The organism is Phyllobacterium pellucidum (assembly GCF_013327855.1).
GTDB lineage: Bacteria > Pseudomonadota > Alphaproteobacteria > Rhizobiales > Rhizobiaceae > Phyllobacterium > Phyllobacterium pellucidum.
This window is the reverse complement of sequence record NZ_JABUMX010000001.1, coordinates 609,821-625,623: the sequence shown is the minus strand read 5'-3', so window position 1 is coordinate 625,623 and position 15,803 is coordinate 609,821. Positions and strand designations below refer to the sequence as shown.

At 56.6% G+C, this 15,803-nt stretch carries 16 protein-coding genes; 5 read left to right on the top strand and 11 right to left on the bottom strand.

The window, feature by feature from the left end:
• Window positions 1-32: 32 nt before the first annotated feature.
• The gene (locus HQ945_RS03095) at window positions 33-398 is read right to left on the bottom strand and encodes a DUF2267 domain-containing protein (RefSeq protein ID WP_174207642.1); all 366 of its coding nucleotides are present in this window, start codon (window positions 396-398) and stop codon (window positions 33-35) included.
• 307 nt (window positions 399-705) lie between these two features.
• On the opposite strand from HQ945_RS03095, the gene HQ945_RS03090 reads away from it, so the two are divergent.
• On the top strand, window positions 706-2,238 hold the full coding sequence (locus HQ945_RS03090; RefSeq protein ID WP_113282050.1) for a helicase HerA-like C-terminal domain-containing protein: 1,533 nt from the start codon (window positions 706-708) through the stop codon (window positions 2,236-2,238).
• A 72-nt stretch (window positions 2,239-2,310) separates the two neighbouring features.
• Here HQ945_RS03090 and HQ945_RS03085 read toward each other — a convergent pair whose 3' ends face one another.
• On the bottom strand, window positions 2,311-3,024 hold the full coding sequence (locus HQ945_RS03085) for a L,D-transpeptidase (RefSeq protein ID WP_027229992.1): 714 nt from the start codon (window positions 3,022-3,024) through the stop codon (window positions 2,311-2,313).
• Between the two features lie 481 nt (window positions 3,025-3,505).
• On the opposite strand from HQ945_RS03085, the gene HQ945_RS03080 reads away from it, so the two are divergent.
• Both HQ945_RS03080 and HQ945_RS03075 read left to right on the top strand, forming a co-directional pair.
• Window positions 3,506-4,384 (top strand): branched-chain amino acid aminotransferase, encoded by an 879-nt coding sequence (locus HQ945_RS03080; protein WP_153667904.1) that lies wholly within the window; start codon window positions 3,506-3,508, stop codon window positions 4,382-4,384.
• Between the two features lie 165 nt (window positions 4,385-4,549).
• The gene (locus HQ945_RS03075; protein ID WP_027229990.1) at window positions 4,550-5,149 is read left to right on the top strand and encodes a superoxide dismutase; all 600 of its coding nucleotides are present in this window, start codon (window positions 4,550-4,552) and stop codon (window positions 5,147-5,149) included.
• A gap of 128 nt (window positions 5,150-5,277) precedes the next feature.
• Here the strand turns inward: HQ945_RS03075 and HQ945_RS03070 are convergent, their stop codons facing one another.
• The 7 genes from HQ945_RS03070 to HQ945_RS03040 all read right to left on the bottom strand — a co-directional run bounded on the left by HQ945_RS03070 (window position 5,278) and on the right by HQ945_RS03040 (window position 11,398).
• The gene (locus tag HQ945_RS03070; protein WP_113282048.1) at window positions 5,278-6,519 is read right to left on the bottom strand and encodes an ATP-binding protein; all 1,242 of its coding nucleotides are present in this window, start codon (window positions 6,517-6,519) and stop codon (window positions 5,278-5,280) included.
• A 537-nt stretch (window positions 6,520-7,056) separates the two neighbouring features.
• A complete protein-coding gene (locus tag HQ945_RS03065; protein ID WP_425500625.1) occupies window positions 7,057-7,767 on the bottom strand; it encodes an FkbM family methyltransferase in 711 nt (236 codons plus the stop codon).
• 153 nt (window positions 7,768-7,920) lie between these two features.
• Window positions 7,921-8,565 carry a response regulator transcription factor gene (locus HQ945_RS03060; RefSeq protein ID WP_113282045.1) on the bottom strand — a complete coding sequence of 215 codons (645 nt, stop codon included), beginning with the start codon at window positions 8,563-8,565 and terminating at the stop codon, window positions 7,921-7,923.
• 472 nt (window positions 8,566-9,037) lie between these two features.
• Window positions 9,038-9,466 carry an EVE domain-containing protein gene (locus tag HQ945_RS03055; protein ID WP_174207641.1) on the bottom strand — a complete coding sequence of 143 codons (429 nt, stop codon included), beginning with the start codon at window positions 9,464-9,466 and terminating at the stop codon, window positions 9,038-9,040.
• The gene (locus HQ945_RS03050; protein WP_174207640.1) at window positions 9,463-9,843 is read right to left on the bottom strand and encodes a VOC family protein; all 381 of its coding nucleotides are present in this window, start codon (window positions 9,841-9,843) and stop codon (window positions 9,463-9,465) included. Before HQ945_RS03050 ends, HQ945_RS03055 begins: the two co-directional genes overlap by 4 nt.
• 67 nt (window positions 9,844-9,910) lie before the next feature.
• Window positions 9,911-10,600, bottom strand: a complete 690-nt coding sequence (locus HQ945_RS03045; RefSeq protein WP_174207639.1) for a helix-turn-helix transcriptional regulator — start codon at window positions 10,598-10,600, stop codon at window positions 9,911-9,913.
• A 525-nt stretch (window positions 10,601-11,125) separates the two neighbouring features.
• Window positions 11,126-11,398, bottom strand: coding sequence for a hypothetical protein (locus HQ945_RS03040; protein WP_174207638.1), 273 nt, complete (start codon window positions 11,396-11,398; stop codon window positions 11,126-11,128).
• Window positions 11,399-11,808: 410 nt separating this feature from the next.
• Between HQ945_RS03040 and HQ945_RS03035 the strand changes: the two genes are divergently transcribed.
• Both HQ945_RS03035 and HQ945_RS03030 read left to right on the top strand, forming a co-directional pair.
• A complete protein-coding gene (locus HQ945_RS03035) occupies window positions 11,809-12,261 on the top strand; it encodes a c-type cytochrome (protein WP_174207637.1) in 453 nt (150 codons plus the stop codon).
• Between the two features lie 10 nt (window positions 12,262-12,271).
• A complete protein-coding gene (locus tag HQ945_RS03030) occupies window positions 12,272-13,204 on the top strand; it encodes a cytochrome c (RefSeq protein ID WP_174207636.1) in 933 nt (310 codons plus the stop codon).
• Between the two features lie 10 nt (window positions 13,205-13,214).
• Here HQ945_RS03030 and HQ945_RS03025 read toward each other — a convergent pair whose 3' ends face one another.
• Both HQ945_RS03025 and HQ945_RS03020 read right to left on the bottom strand, forming a co-directional pair.
• Window positions 13,215-13,550: a hypothetical protein gene (locus HQ945_RS03025; RefSeq protein WP_027229979.1), complete on the bottom strand. Its 336-nt coding sequence runs from the start codon at window positions 13,548-13,550 to the stop codon at window positions 13,215-13,217.
• Window positions 13,551-13,661: 111 nt separating this feature from the next.
• Window positions 13,662-15,767: a S9 family peptidase gene (locus HQ945_RS03020; RefSeq protein WP_174207635.1), complete on the bottom strand. Its 2,106-nt coding sequence runs from the start codon at window positions 15,765-15,767 to the stop codon at window positions 13,662-13,664.
• Between the last annotated feature and the right edge of the window lie 36 nt (window positions 15,768-15,803).

Sequence of the window (15,803 nt, the reverse complement as noted above, 5' to 3'; positions counted from 1 at the left end):
GCGGCGCGCGCTTTTATAAAAATGGCATAAAATCAGACGAACTGGCTGAGGCCGGGTATCGAATTGACCACTTCGTCAACCGGGCCGCTGCCGGCCTTTTCGCGGGCAAAAGCGATGGTTTCCTTGGAAATGCCGCTGATTTCGCCCATGCCGAGCCCGATCCCCATGAGCTTCGAGCCGAGGCCCATAACGCCCGGCATCAGGCCGGAAAGTAGGCCGCCGCCTGACTGCGCCTCAGCAATGGCGGCTTCGGCACCGGGAAAGCCTGAAATGAGTTCGCCGACCTTGTCCGCGGGACCTTCTTTCTGCAGGAAAGCGAGGATCAGGCCGACGGCCTTGGTGGCGGTTGCCGGATCGGTTCCGACATTGGCGGAAATCCGCGCGATGAGTTCTTCCATGAGGCTAATCTCCCGTCTCGTTATGAATTACGTTTACGTAATATGCGCGAAATCCGCGCCGCACAAGTCTATTTCAGCTTGGATGACACCTCTAAAACGCACCTCGGCAAATTATCGTAGAAGGGCGGAAAATTACCGCTGGGCCTTGCGACGCAGGCAATAAAAATCACGCAAATCTGCGTGAACGGGTCCCGTCACATACGCTCAAGCTGGCTTGCCCTCGCCATTATTCCCAAGCAACCATTGTCGCATCCAGATTGGCTGTCTATACCGTGTAATGAGTGACTTCCTGCGAGGATCGAACGACATGGCCGCTGACAGCATTTTTCTTGGTGCAAGCCGCAAACCCGACGACAGCTACCAGCAGGCAGAATCGCTGCTGCTGAAATTCGGCAACCGGCACGGCCTCATCACCGGCGCGACAGGCACCGGCAAAACGGTGACACTGCAGGTGCTGGCAGAGGGTTTCTCCCAGGCGGGCGTCCCGGTGTTCTGCGCCGACATCAAGGGCGATCTTTCCGGCATCGCAGCCAAAGGCGAGGCGAAGGATTTTCTCGTCAAGCGCGCCGCCGATGTGAAGCTCGATCCCTATGAGCTCAGCGCATCGCCGGTTATATTCTGGGATATATTCGGCGAGCAGGGACATCCCATTCGCGCCACCATCTCGGAAATGGGCCCCTTGCTGCTCTCACGCCTGATGAACCTGACCGACGCTCAGGAGGGGGTGCTGAACATCGCCTTCAAGATTGCAGACGAGGACGGATTGCTGCTCCTTGACATGAAGGACCTGCAGGCCTTGCTGGTCAACGTCGCCGAGCGGGCCGAAGAGCTTTCTACCAAATATGGCAACGTCACCAAGCCGTCAGTCGGAGCGATCCAGCGCTCGCTGCTCGTCCTCGAGCAGCAAGGCGGCACGAAGTTCTTTGGCGAACCGGCCCTGAAGATCTCCGACATCATGCGCACCGGCACGGATGGGCGCGGCGTTGTCAGCGTTCTTGCCGCTGACAAGCTGATGAACAATCCGCGCCTCTATTCGACATTCCTGCTCTGGCTCCTGTCGGAGCTTTTCGAGGAATTGCCGGAAGTGGGCGATCCGGAAAAGCCGCGTCTGGTGTTCTTTTTCGATGAGGCACATCTGCTTTTCAACGAAGCGCCGAAGGCGCTGCTCACCCGTGTCGAGCAGGTCGTTCGCCTCATTCGTTCGAAGGGCGTTGGCGTCTACTTCATTTCGCAAAATCCGCTGGATGTACCGGAGACCGTACTTTCGCAACTCGGAAACAGGCTGCAGCATGCACTGCGCGCCTATACGCCGCGTGAGCAGAATGCGGTGAAAACGGCCGCCGATACGTTTCGGCCGAACCCCGACTTCAATACATTCGCGGCAATCACCAACCTCGCCACGGGCGAGGCGCTGGTTTCGACGCTCGCTGACAAGGGGGTGCCATCCATGGTTCAGCGCACGCTGATCCGGCCGCCATCCGGCCGCATTGGACCGCTGACCAGCGACGAACGCCAGCGCCTGATCAATGCCAGCCCCGTTGCGGGTCAGTATGACGAGATGGTCGATCGCGAATCCGCCTACGAACTCCTGCAAAAGAAGGCCGAACAGGCCAAGACCGAAGCCGACGCAGCCAAACAGGTCGAGGAAGCGGACAGCACGAGTGGCTGGACGCTTCCGGATATCCTCGGCGGCAGCAGCAAGCCCGGCCCGCGCGGTGGCCAGCCACGCGGCCGGCAGACGGTAGCCGAGGCGGCGATGAAGTCCGTCGTCCGTTCGGTCGGAAGCTCGCTCGGGCGTGCCCTGGTGCGGGGCATCCTCGGAAGCCTGAGCCGGCGATAGGCACCGTTATTTTAGCATTGATTAGCATTGCGAAAGGCCGGCGGGTTGCTGCCGGCCCTTTTCGTCAGTTCGCTAGATCACCAGCACCGGCGTCTTGTTCGGAACGCGATCGTACAGATCGATCACATCCTGATTGATGAGTCGGACGCAGCCGGACGAGACCGCCTTGCCGATCGACCACCATTCCGGCGAGCCGTGTATTCGATAAAGCGTATCGACACCGTTCTGGAATAGGTAAAGCGCGCGTGCGCCGAGCGGGTTCTTGAGACCGGGCTCCATGCCGCCATTCCGGGCGCTGTACTTTACGAGGTCCGGCTGGCGGGCGATCATTTCGTCTGGCGGCGTCCAGGTCGGCCAATGGCGCTTCCACTGGACCACCGCGCGGCCGGACCATGAAAAGCCCTGCTTGCCGATGCCGACGCCGTAGCGAACAGCCTGGCCGTCTTCGCGTACGAGATAGAGGAACTTGTCGTTGGTATCGACAACAAGCGTTCCGGGGCGCTCACCTGTCGGATCGGGGACGATCTGGCGCAGATAGCGCTTGTCCATCTTGGCGATCGGTATGGCCGGCAGAGAATGTCCGCCGTCTTCCCGGGCGGAGTACATTTCCGCGTACGAGGCAAATGCCGGGTCCACATCCATTTGCGGTTGCATGAGCGGATTGCCGGCGTCGTCCACTTGGATGACGGGAAGATCGTCGCGGATTGTTGCGCAACCGGAGAGGCCGGCGGCGGCCGTCGCAGTCAACGCCGCAAGAAAGCCGCGACGTGATATTGTATTTTGCATGATTGAACCAAATTCGTGGAAGGATGGGTTTGAACAAACGCTTGTGGTTGCTCTAGACGCACAATGATTATGGCCGCGAGCCGATTACAATAGGGCGCAATGAAGGCGGCGGCGCCACTGTTGCTGCCAAGCAACAAAACGGCGCGGGAACGACTGAAAGCGCGTTCACCGGCGGATAAACACTTCGTGAAAGATCGTTTTGCTCGCTGCCAACGAGCCAAATTGTTCGATCGGATCGACATAAAAAAACAGACCCTTGGCGGGTCTGTTAAGATACCCTCGCCAAAGGGGAGAAACGGCGAGGAGCAGGAACACTGTGATTTTATAATCCTGGAGTCCGCGCATTTTGGCAATTAGACCTTCGTCTAAGAACATGAAGAGCCAATAGGTACTTGGCGTTTGAAGCCGAAACTGCCATTGATTTTGAAGGCAATTGGCCGTTCGATAGGAAAAGCAGATCACAGGGAATGGAAGCAGCATCATGGCCGTCAGTACGCAAGCCCAGACATTGACATGGACCTATGTCGATGGCGACTGGTATGAAGGAAATGTGCCACTCATCGGTCCGCGCAGCCATGTGATGTGGCTGGGATCATCGGTCTTCGATGGAGCGCGCTGGTTCGAGGGCGTTGCCCCCGATCTCGACCGTCATGCGGCGCGCGTGAATGCCTCAGCGGTTGCGCTCGGGCTCAATCCGACGATGAGCGTCGATGAAATCATCGGGCTGACCCATGATGGATTAAAGAAGTTCGACGGCAATACCGCCGTTTATATCCGGCCGATGTATTGGGCCGAGCATGGCGGCTATATGGGCGTACCCGCGGATCCGGAATCGACGCGGTTTTGCCTGTGCCTCTATGAGGCGCCGATGATTGCGCCGAGCGGTTTCTCGGTCACTGTCTCGCCATTCCGGCGCCCGACCTTCGAGACGATGCCGACCAACGCCAAGGCAGGGTGCCTTTATCCCAACAATGCACGGGCGATCACGGAAGCGAAATCCCGTGGCTTCGACAACGCGCTCGTCCTCGACATGCTCGGCAACGTCGCGGAAACCGGCACCTCCAATATCTTCCTCGTCAAGGACGGTCATATCTTCACGCCTGCGCCCAACGGGACGTTCCTTTCCGGAATCACGCGCGCCCGCACGATCGATGTGCTTGCCGACTACGGTTTCCGCACGACGCAGGCGACGTTGAGCGTTCATGATTTCCTCAGCGCCGACGAGATTTTCTCGACGGGGAACCATTCGAAGGTCGTTCCCGTTACCCGCATCGAGGATCGCGACCTTCAACCGGGTCCGATCGCCAAGAAGGCGCGGGAGCTTTATTGGGAGTTTGCGCATTCCACGCCGAAAATTTAACCCGCCGAAAGGTAATGGCCAGAAATATTGATCCGTTTCGCATTGCTCCTGAAGTAATTGGGACCTATGTAACGAAGGCAGGTTTTGTCAGGATTGGCGACCAACGCACCGGTACCCAGCCGGGCGGCCAATCCGGTCACAGAATTAATCGAAGAGGAGACTTCCATGGCTTTCGAATTGCCCGCACTGCCGTATGATTACGATGCGCTTGCGCCCTTTATGTCGCGTGAAACGCTCGAATACCATCACGACAAGCACCACAAGGCTTACGTTGACAACGGCAACAAACTGGCTGCCGAAGCTGGTCTCGAAAATCTTTCGCTTGAAGAGATCGTCAAGCAGTCCTTCGGCAAGAATCCCGGCCTCTTCAACAATGCCGGCCAGCATTACAACCATCTGCATTTCTGGCACTGGCTCAAGAAGGGCGGCGGCGGCAAGAAACTGCCGGGCGCGCTCGAAAAGGCCGTGGAATCCGATCTTGGCGGCTACGACAAGTTCCGCACGGATTTCATCAACGCCGGCACCACGCAGTTCGGTTCAGGCTGGGCCTGGTTGTCTGTAAAGGACGGCAAACTCGAAATCACGAAGACGCCGAATGGCGAGAATCCGCTCGTTCACGGCGGCACGCCGATCCTCGGCGTCGACGTGTGGGAGCACTCCTATTACATCGACTATCGTAACGCCCGTCCCAAGTACCTCGAAGCGTTCGTCGACAATCTCATCAACTGGGATTATGTGCTCGAGCTCTACGAAAAGGCCAAGTAGGGGCTGTTTCTCGAAGTAAAGCGGCCTCGTCCTTGCGGGGCCGTTTTTGTTTGGAGCTTAGCCCCAAGCAATGCCCGCCACGCCGACATTTCGCCCCCTCGCATAATAGCAATGATCTCGCCCGGCGCTCAGATCGGGTAGAATATACGAACTTCCGTTCCGACACACGGCGTCGATTGTATCTGAAGCTTCCCACCCATTGACTTGACCAATTCAACTGAATTGGTCAGCCCAAGCCCGACATGGACCCCAGCCTTGGTCGAGAAGAATGGTTCGCGCGCTTTGGCAAGCAGGCCGGCGCTCATACCCTTGCCGTTGTCCTTGACAGCAAGGACAAGGCGAGCCGCTCCCATGAAGGTGCGATGGATATCGGCCCCTATCGTGATCTGAGGCTGCTTGGATGCTGGTATCGCGTTGATAGCGTTGCGAACCAGCTCATCGATAAGCAGATGAAATTGCGCTGCAGGAACGCGGATGGCTAAGGCTTCTTCGCTGGCTCGAATTATCAGAGTCTGCTTGTTTTTGCCGGCGATCTCGGCAACGACATCGCCAAGCGGCATTGAGCGCGCGTCGGAACGCCTGTGGCCAATCAGCATGAGCCCTTCATTGATTGAATCGAGTTCGAGAATGGTGGCAAGAGCAGCCTCCGTCATTTCCGCGGATGGTTGAACTTTCCCATCAATATAGGTGAGGAACAGGCGCAGCGCTGCAATGCGCGTGCGGGTCATATGGGCGAAAAGCAGAGAAAAGGACCTTATGTGCTGATCCTCGCGGCTCTTGTCCCTGTTGTGCTGGTAAATCGCTATGGCGCTCAAGATGATCACCGAAAGCGCCGCGAAAAACGTCAGGCGATTCCGGGCCGCGTCAATTCCAATGCGCGTTGTAGCGCTTATCGCCTGACTATGGTCCACCGTGGCGCCCAGAAGGCCGGCCAGGTAGAGGTCGATGAGGGCGACGTCGTGCAGAACCTCGTTATAATTTGTCTGAGCCAATACGTTGGGTAAAACGACCGTATCGAGCAGTCCTATCGAGCGGTCGAGGCCGTTGGGGTCGTTTGGTGGCATGAAATCTTTGGCATATTCGAGGGCGGCGAGTGATTTGAGGTTGAATCGCAGCATCCGGATCTCCGTGAGCAAACGCGGGTCACGCTGCCCTGTCTGGACTGCGATGTTCAGATAGCCAACAATCCGCGCCACCTTGTCGCGCGATTGCGATGCTCGCCACTGCACCTCCGAACTTTGCCCGAAAACGATTTCAGTCTCTCGCCTGTAGACATCTGTTCGCAGGAGCACCCAAATCGTCAAGCCTACCGACGTCAGGAGGCCGGCGTAAAGAAGAAACGAGGAAACTTGCGACAGATACCTTTTCATGAAAGGGCCTTGATTGATACGACGAACCAAACCCAAATAGCGTTGCGGCTGGGGAGATATCTTGGCGGTAAGTCGTGGAGCGGCCAGATGAGATAAAGTGGCCCGCCATCGTCAATTGACAAGAGCCGATACGTTTGGCCGGGGCTGCAGGCGCCGCTGTACTTGTCTTCGTCCGTGCATTTCTTCTCTGTCGCGAGAATGGGCGCGTAGCGCTCGATCTCCTCCGAACTGATCTTGGCTACGAAACTGTCGGCGCCGCTAATTTCAAATGAGCCGCCGAGGAGGTTGTTCCTCGCCAATATGTCTTTAAGGAAGGGCCCGCGAAAGCCGACAGGTACACCTAGGCTCCAGGGCGTATCGGTGTTTCGTTCCCGAGCCGTGAATTCTTCCCGGAATTGATCACGCGTGTAACTCCTGACAATCTGACCTGACGTATCTCTGAGAACTAATGCCGCGTCGTCCGACTGTTGGGCTACGGCACATCCTGCAACGAGACAAAGGCCGACGGAAACAACAAGCGACCAAGCCTTGAGCAACCTATGCGATGGCAAGGGCGAAAGCCTCGTCAAATGCCCGTGGCGTCAGATCGCGGCTAAACAATGCGCAGGCTCCGCTGGAGCCGCGCGGATCAAAAGCAAAACCGTTCGCCGCCATCGCCGCTATGATCTGCATAACGCCATCCAGTCCGTAAAGATGGTCGTGCAACTCCAGGAAGACGCGCTCGACACCTGGTAATTGCGCGCCGCGGAGTAACTCGTATTCACCACCCTCGATGTCCATCACGAGGATCGTTATCCCTGCGGCGGCTATGATCTCGTCAATTTCCACTGACCGGATAGTGATGACGTGCTCATAGGGGCCCTGGTCTGCGAATGTCGAAGACATCCAGAAATCTTTGCGCACATAGAATGGTACCTCGCGCGGTTCGCCGGCCATGAGAAGGCCGTGGCTGATGGTCACATTATCGAAGCCATTTGTATCGATCACCCTCCGCGCCAGCGCGACGACTTCAGGATTGGCGTCGAACGCCAGAATGCGAACGTCATCGGTTGCCGCCATTACCGACGCAATGATGCCGAGACCCGTGCCGAGCTCCAGAATTCGATCGCCGGGACGGACGGCGCGCTTCACCCAAAAAGCCTCCTTGGCCTCATAGGTACCGTTCTGCAGTGCCGACCAGATTTTCTCCGATACGTCGCCGGGAAGAATTGGCACGATTATTTCGTGCGTATCGAAAGTAATCCTCATAATATCCATCGAACAAAATTGTCCGCGGGCGGCAAAAGAATAACGGTGAAGGCCCAGCGATTTGCCAGAGGTCGTGACCGCTTAGAATTCCCTGACCGGTGCGGAAAAAGCTAAAATAAATAGAATCAAACAACGAACAGACATTAGCACATATCAAAACAGATTCGACAACACACCGATCTTCAAAAGCTTTGCCTTCGCCCGCTTGTAATAGCGCTCGGCCGAAGCCGCGTCGATGTTGAGATGCGATCCCAGTTGATCGTAAATTTCCTTTCTGCTGACGCCGGACGGCCTTTGCCGCATCCAGACAAGTACCTCCTGCTCGCGCGGGGACAGGGCCGAATGATAGACCTCCGGCTCGGTGCTTTCATCGTGGTCAAGGCCGACCGATTTTCCCGCTTCGGCGATTTCCTGCACGATATCGGCCATGGCGCCGGGCCTGAGATTGTTCTTCGCGATGTACCCGGCAACGCCGAGCCGTTGGCACGCCTCCCATTCTTCCAGGCTGTCCGAGCCGGTGATGACGACATGGATGGCCGCCGGTGTCTGCTCCACGATCGACCTGATGACGCGCAGTCGGTCGCGCGCTGAATGGGGATCGTAGCCGGGAAGGCCCGGGTCGATGAGTACAAGCGCGAAAGGGATCGATTCGGCCAGTTCAATTACCGTACTTATGCTCCCCGCTGCATGAACTACCGAGGCAGGAAATGCGGTTTGGAGTTCGTGGACCAAGGCGAGTCGCATCAAGTGTTGATCTTCGACGACCAGGAGATCAGCCCCGAAACTGGATGGCGGCATGCAAATATCTTTCAAAAATTACTCAATCCGACCAATGGGATAATTATAAACAAACTCGATAGGGGCAAATAGGGACAACGTTGTCACTTTTCCCAAAAAGTTCCAACGCTATAACGAACACATTCAAGAAAATGCCTTTGAGATTTTAGTCACTTAATACGGAAGCAGTTAATGAAACGATATATTGCCACCCTTCTGCGGTCGAAAGCTAAAAAAATCTGCTGAGCGCACATGCATATCGAACTGTACCGATGCAGGGCGTTGCTGCCCTTAACGGACGGTCTCAAGGGCTCAAAGTCTTCAACACATCAGCTGCCAAGGCCGTGCTTCTTTTACCGTGCCTTATGTTCCTACCGACTAGCGAAGCGGGTGAGCGCTCCTCAAACCATCGTCAATAAAAAACTTTCAACAAGCGATGATTCTCACAACTATCCAGGCAGCAAGATCGCTAGTCACACAAACGGCCCCGTTCTCACGGGGCCGTCTTGTTTTTCACGGCCGCCTCAATCAGTGCAAAATCACCAGCGCTGATCTGAAGCAGGCCGAAGCGCAGTTGGGCGCCCCAGTTTGGCCTGCCCGCAGTGAATTCAAGCTTGTCGAGCAGAGGACGTATCGACGCTGTGTGTGCTTCGTCCCAATCGACGTCACGCCGGGACGGGACGAAGCCATTTCCCATATCGAAATTGTAGGGATCGCCGGTTTTTACAGTACCAATGGCCGTGAATGATTGCAGCCCGTCCTTGCTGCCGAGTATTTCAGTTGGCGAATAATAGGCGACATGATCCCCGGCCTCGATACGATTCAATGGTGCAATCTTGCCGTGGCAAACCTGCATGAAGCCGCCCTTGAGCCCCCTGCGGACGTGGTCGGCCGATGCGACGGCGATCCTGTGCCGGGTCATTGGGTAGCGTCCTCCGCCGGCGCATAGACGCGCAGACGGTGTCCGTCCGGATCAAGCGCGACGAAACTATATCCAAAATCCAGCCGTGTCGGTTGTTGAGCAATGGCGAGATCGCGCTCTATCCATTCACTATACAGCGCTTCCAGCGCCGCATCGCTATCGACGCCGAAAACCAGTTCGCTCCCGCCAGCCTGTTCGGTGGGTGCCGGCAGGACCTTTTCGCGCGACCACATTGCGAATTTGAGGCCCGAATCGAGGACAAACATCGCAAAGTAGGAAGACTCCTCTACAGGGTCTCGATCGAACAATTCGGCATAGAAATGCCGGCTGCGTTTTGCATCCTTCACATAAATCAGCATGAAATTGGGATTTAACACTCTTGCCTCCTGTTTGACGGGAGCACTCTAGCCTCAACTACTGTCAGTTTTTGGCAGTAGCAGACGCTCAATCCAGCGGTTGTATGCCTTCGGCCTCCCGCCACTGTTTGATGATCGCATGGCGGCGTTTGGGATAGCGTGTATCCGTGGTCTGAAGGGCCAAAATCCGGTCGGCGCGGAAATGGCGATTGTCCTGACGCAATTCGCACCAGGCGACAACGACACGGACGCGATCAAAGAAACCGAGAGCGAAAGGCCAGATCAAACGGCGCGACTGTGTTCCATTGCCATCGCTGTAGGTGATTTCAAGTTTGCGTTCTGAACGAATCGCTTTCCTGAGCGCGGCGAGGTCGATCGTATCCGGCGAAGAACCCGGTGGGCCGACGAGTAGGGCCGAGGAATTGGCATCGCTGCGCAAGTCATCCGGAAGAACAGCGACAATCTTCGATAGTGCGTCTCGCGCGGCAAGCGCCAGTCGTTTGTCTGGCTGCTTTTCGACCCAGCGGGAGCCGAGGACCAGCGCTTCAAGTTCGTCTTCGGAAAACATAAGCGGCGGCAACATGAAGCCCGGACGCAACATATAACCGAGACCCGGCTCGCCTTCGATATGCGCGCCCTGCGCCTGAAGCGTAGCGATGTCGCGATAGAGCGTACGAATACTCACGCCGGTCTCATCGGCGAGCACCTTACCACTTACCGGACGGCGGTGGCGGCGCATGATCTGGATAAGGTCGAGCAGGCGTTCTGATCGGGACATTGCAAAATCTCTCTGAAATATCATGCCATATTTTGTCAGTATCCGCACCAAATGGCGTTTGACGCGCGCCGACACGCTTAAATCTCTATTAACCCTAACAGTCCAGCGCACAATGGCTGAGCGAGTTATCACTCTGAAAACATTAGGATATTCGCGAATTGGACGAGAAATTGTAACAGTCTCAAAATAACGACTAGCAACTAATTGGGAAAGCAAGCCACAAACCGCTCTGATCTAGTAAAAATAATAAAAATAATCGGCGTAAACGGAGGTTAACCATGAAAAAGTGTGCATATATTGTTATTGTGGGGTTGTTGAATTGCGTTGCATTTTATTCAAATTCTTTTGCTGCTACGCAAGCTCTGTCGGTTTCGCTTGAAATATTACCGTCAAAGAAAATAATCAAAAGAACGTCTGAAGTTTCGCTTCGAAACCGTCCGAACGTCGTCACTTATTATTCGCCCAATTGGAAGCGTGGCCGCCCAGGGATAGCAGGGTTGAGCGCGCGGCATGGCCGAGACAATGTCACATATGTGAGCAAATTGACTCGATAAGTGATCGCGGCGGATCGATCCAATCTCTGACACATTCGTTATTCATCCAGCGTTCAGGAGCTTTGCCTAAAGTCTTAGGCTCCATATTGAACCCGCTGAAGCCAACTGAAGCGGCTTTCACTGGAGGAATGATGCGAAAATTGATTTCGGCCATATGTGCCACGCTTATTTCGTTTGGAACGGTCGGTGCGACCGGAATCGCAAGCGCTGCGCCAGTCGCTATTGAACGGCCGGTCGATGCCACGCGTGCCGGTGTTCCAAACCCGAATGTACAACCGGTCCATGATCGCTGGGACCGCCGAAACTATCGTTGGGAAAGGCGTCATCATCGTTGGGATCGCCGGTGGGATAGACGCTGGGATCGCCGCTGGGACCGTCGTCACTATGGCCGTTGGGATCGTCCATACCATCGCCGCTGGGATCGCCCGCACTATCGCGGGTGGGATGATCGGCGATACAATCGCGGGCGTTACTATCGTACCGGCGTCTACTTTTCACTCTGAGACGCACAAACCCCGGCCAAGTGCCGGGGTCTTTCAACAAACGAAAAGTTGATCGAGCGGTACGGGTGATTTTTGCTGCCTTTGATCTAGAGTGCCAACCGGAAACCCTTGAAGCCAAACCATATTTAGCCACAAGAGTTGGGAGACACCCATGAATAGACTGATCGCTTTGACTGCGGCGCCGCTGTTTGCGGTCGCTGTTTTTTCGATGTCAGCGCATGCAGATCCGATCGCGGACCGACAGGCACTGATGAAGGATCAGGGCAAGACCGTGGGTAGCATCACACCGATCATCAAGGGCGAAAAGCCTTTTGACGCCCAATTGGTCATGACCGCGCTGAAGCATCTGAACGAGGATGCGCAGAAAATCGATATCGCGACGCTATTCCCGAAAGGCTCCGAGACGGGCGGCAAGACAACAGCCTCGCCGAAAATCTGGGAAGACAGCGCTGGTTTTGAAGCGGCCATGACCAAGTACAAGGCCGACGCCGCCAAGGCAGCAGCCGCCGAGCCAAAGGATCTCGACAGCTTCAAGGTCGTCTTTAATCAGGTGACCGAGAATTGCGGCACGTGCCACAAGGCATTTCGAATCAAGAAAGACTGAGACCGTATCGATGATGCGCAGGGCCGCGCTCATCGTCATCTTGCTCGCGGTCATCGCTGGAGCGGGTTTCTGGTATCTTACGGCGCCCGTCCGGCTTGATCCGTCACAACTTGCCGGGGTGACACCCGGCGATGTTCAGCGCGGTGTAAAAGTGTTTTGGCAGGGCGGCTGTGCTTCTTGCCATACAGCACCGGGCTCAAAGGGTGATGCACGGCTGGTCCTGGCCGGCGGCGTCAACCTGGTCACCCCGTTCGGGACCTTCGTGACGCCGAATATATCCCCCTCAAAACAGGGTATCGGCGATTGGTCGTTCGAGGACCTCGCCAATGCAATGATGGCTGGCGTTGCGCCCGATGGCCGGCATTTCTACCCAGCGTTCCCCTATACGTCCTACGCGCGCATGCAGCCACAGGACGTTGCCGATCTTTACGCCTACCTCAAGACCTTGCCGCCTTCGGACAATGTTTCCGGTCCGCACAAACTCGGCTTCCCCTTTAATGTCCGGCGTGGTCTGGGGCTCTGGAAGCGGCTTTATCTTTCGCCGAAACCCGTCCTTGCCATTGCCGAGGCGACGGATGCGGTGAAGCGCGGCCAGTATCTTGTTGAGGGTCCCGGACATTGTGGCGAGTGTCACACACCGCGCAACGCCATAGGCGGGCTCGACAAGGGCAGATGGCTTGCGGGGGCCAAGGCGGCAGAAGGCAAGGGCGTCGTCCCCAACATTACGGACGGGGAGGGCGGCATCAGCGATTGGTCGGAGAAGGACATCGCTTACGCCCTCGAGAGCGGTTTCACGCCGGAATTCGATTCGCTTGGAAGTTCCATGGCCGACGTCATCCACAACATGGCCCAGATCGATGCGTCCGATCGTGAGGCAATCGCCGCCTACTTGAAGGCAGTGCCGCCGCACCCGAATGGCTATCCGGCTCCGGCGCCACAGTGAATACCAGCGATCAGCGCCGTTCGCAGCGGATCAGAACAGATGGGCCATCATTATATTTGCTGCGCATCGTATAGAGCCAGCCCTGGCATTCCTGTAACGAAGTGAAACAACGGACCGCAAAGACGGGCGCTTCATCGCCGCCAAACGAGATGATCGGATTGTCGGTCGTGCCTGAATAATAGCCGATGATGATGCCGGAGCCGCGCGGCGGCGTATTGCATCGCCGCCCGGCATATTCGCTTACATTCTTGAGTACGGCCGCCGCACGATCAATGTGGGCAACGGCGAGAAAAGGCTGGGCGGCGAGCCCCATAGCAGCCAATAGCATGAGCCTGCTTTGTAACATTGCAAGAAACCTCCGTGGCCAACACAGCAGTTATACTCAATCTGCCGCAACATGGCGCGTTCGTTTCATTGAGCAACGGCACGGGGCATTCGGAAGTTTCTGCGATGGTGTTCACATTTGTGTTTTTCCGGCGAGCTTCAGCGCATAGGCGTACACGTAGGCCACCTCTTCCAGACGTGAGAAACGCCCCGAAGCCCCCGCATGCCCGGCTTCCATATTGATGCGGAAGAGTACTGGGTTGTCGTCGGTCTTGAGCTCACGAAGTTTGGCCACCCACTTCGCTGGTTCCCAATAGGTAACGCGCGGATCAGTCAGGCCCGCGACGGCCAGAATTGGCGGGTAGGCCTTGGCTTCAACGTTGTCGTAGGGGGAATAGGAGGACATATATTCATAGTCGGTGGCCGAAGTGATCGGATTTCCCCATTCCGTCCACTCGGGCGGCGTCAGCGGCAGCGTATCGTCGAGCATGGTGTTGATTACGTCGACGAATGGCACCTCGGCGATGATGCCGCCGAATGTATCCGGCGCCATGTTAGCGATGGCGCCCATCAGCATGCCGCCGGCCGAACCGCCTTGCGCGACGATGCGATCGTGGCTCGTGTACCCTTCGGCTACGAGGTGCTGTGCAGCGGCAATGAAATCGGTAAACGTGTTTTTCTTGTTGAGCCGCTTGCCGTTCTCATACCAGTCATAGCCCTTGTCCTTGCCGCCGCGAACATGCGCAACCGCGTAGATAAATCCTCGGTCGGCAAGCGAGAGGCAATTGGTATTGAAACTCGCGGGTATGCTGATCCCATAGGACCCATAACCATAGAGCAGGCACGGTGCTGTGCCATCGATCCTGGTGTCGCGATGATAGACGATCGAGACAGGTACAAGCTCGCCGTCGGGGGCAGGGGCCAGCAAGCGACGCGTCACATAATCCTCAGGATTGTGCCCGGATGGAACTTCCTGCGTCTTGAGCAAGGTGCGCTCGCGAGTACGCATGTTGTAGTCATAGACCTGCGTTGGCGTGGTCATTGACGAATAGGAGAAGCGGATGACGTCGGTGTCGTACTCGGCGCTTCCCTCGAGACCAAGCGCATAAGCTTCCTCGTCTAAGGCGATGGCGTGCTCTTCGCCGCTCTTGCGATCGCGAATGAGAATACGCGGCAGACCGTTCTCGCGTTCAAGCCAAACGAGATGGCTGGAATAGGCGGAATGACCAAGGAGAAGACGTCCGGATTTGTGCGCGACCACTTCGGTCCAATTCGACTTTTCGGGCGCGTCCACCGGAGCGCTCATGATCTTGAAATCCTTGGCGCCCTCATCATTGGTGAGGATGTAAAACACGTCGCCGCCTTCGGTGAGACTATATTCGACGCCGGGCTCGCGCCCCGCAACGAGTCTTGGCTCGATGGTCGGGTCGTTGGCGGGGATCAGCCATATTTCTGACGTCTGGTGATCGTGAATATCGACGAAGATGAAGTCGTTCAGCGAGCTGCCGCCGACGCCGAGGAAGAAGCCTGGATCTTTTTCCTCATAAATGAGGCGGTCCTCGCTCTCCGGTTGGCCGAGTTCATGATAGTAGAGACGCGATGGCCGGTGATTGGCATCGACCCGCGTATAGTAAAAGCCATTGGACTGCGCGTTCCATACACCGCCGCCGGTCGTGTCGCTCACGCTGTCCGTCTGGTCCTGAAGCTTTGCCAGGTCGCGTACCTTCAGCGTGAAGAACTCGGAGCCCTTGTCGTCGTACCCCCAGATCATCTTGTTGTGATCGGGCGAGTGATCGGCCGAGGCGAGACGGAAATACGGCTTGCCTTCGCCTTCGAGATCGCCGTCGAGCAGCATGGTCTCATCGCCGCCATCGCGCGGCGTGCGGAAAAACCGCGGCTGTTGGCCACCAACCTTATAGGACGTGCCATATGCATAAGGACCATCTCTCGAAGGTACTGACGAATCGTCTTCCTTGATCCGGCCTTTCATCTCGTCAAAGAGCCGCTGCTGAAGCGGTTTGGTATCTTCCATCAGCGCTGTCTGATACGCGTTTTCCGCTTCGAGATGCTGGCGAATTGCCGGATCAAGCGTAGCGGGATCGCGAAAAACGTCCTGCCAGTTCTCGGCCCGCATCCAACCATAGTCATCGACGCGGGTAATTCCGTGCCGTGTGTCGGAGACGGGCCTTTTTTCGGATTGAGGTGCAGCAAGAGCGGGGAAGCGCGAAGGATTGGTCATCTAAAAACTTTCATGGTTACCGACGGGAGCGTCCCG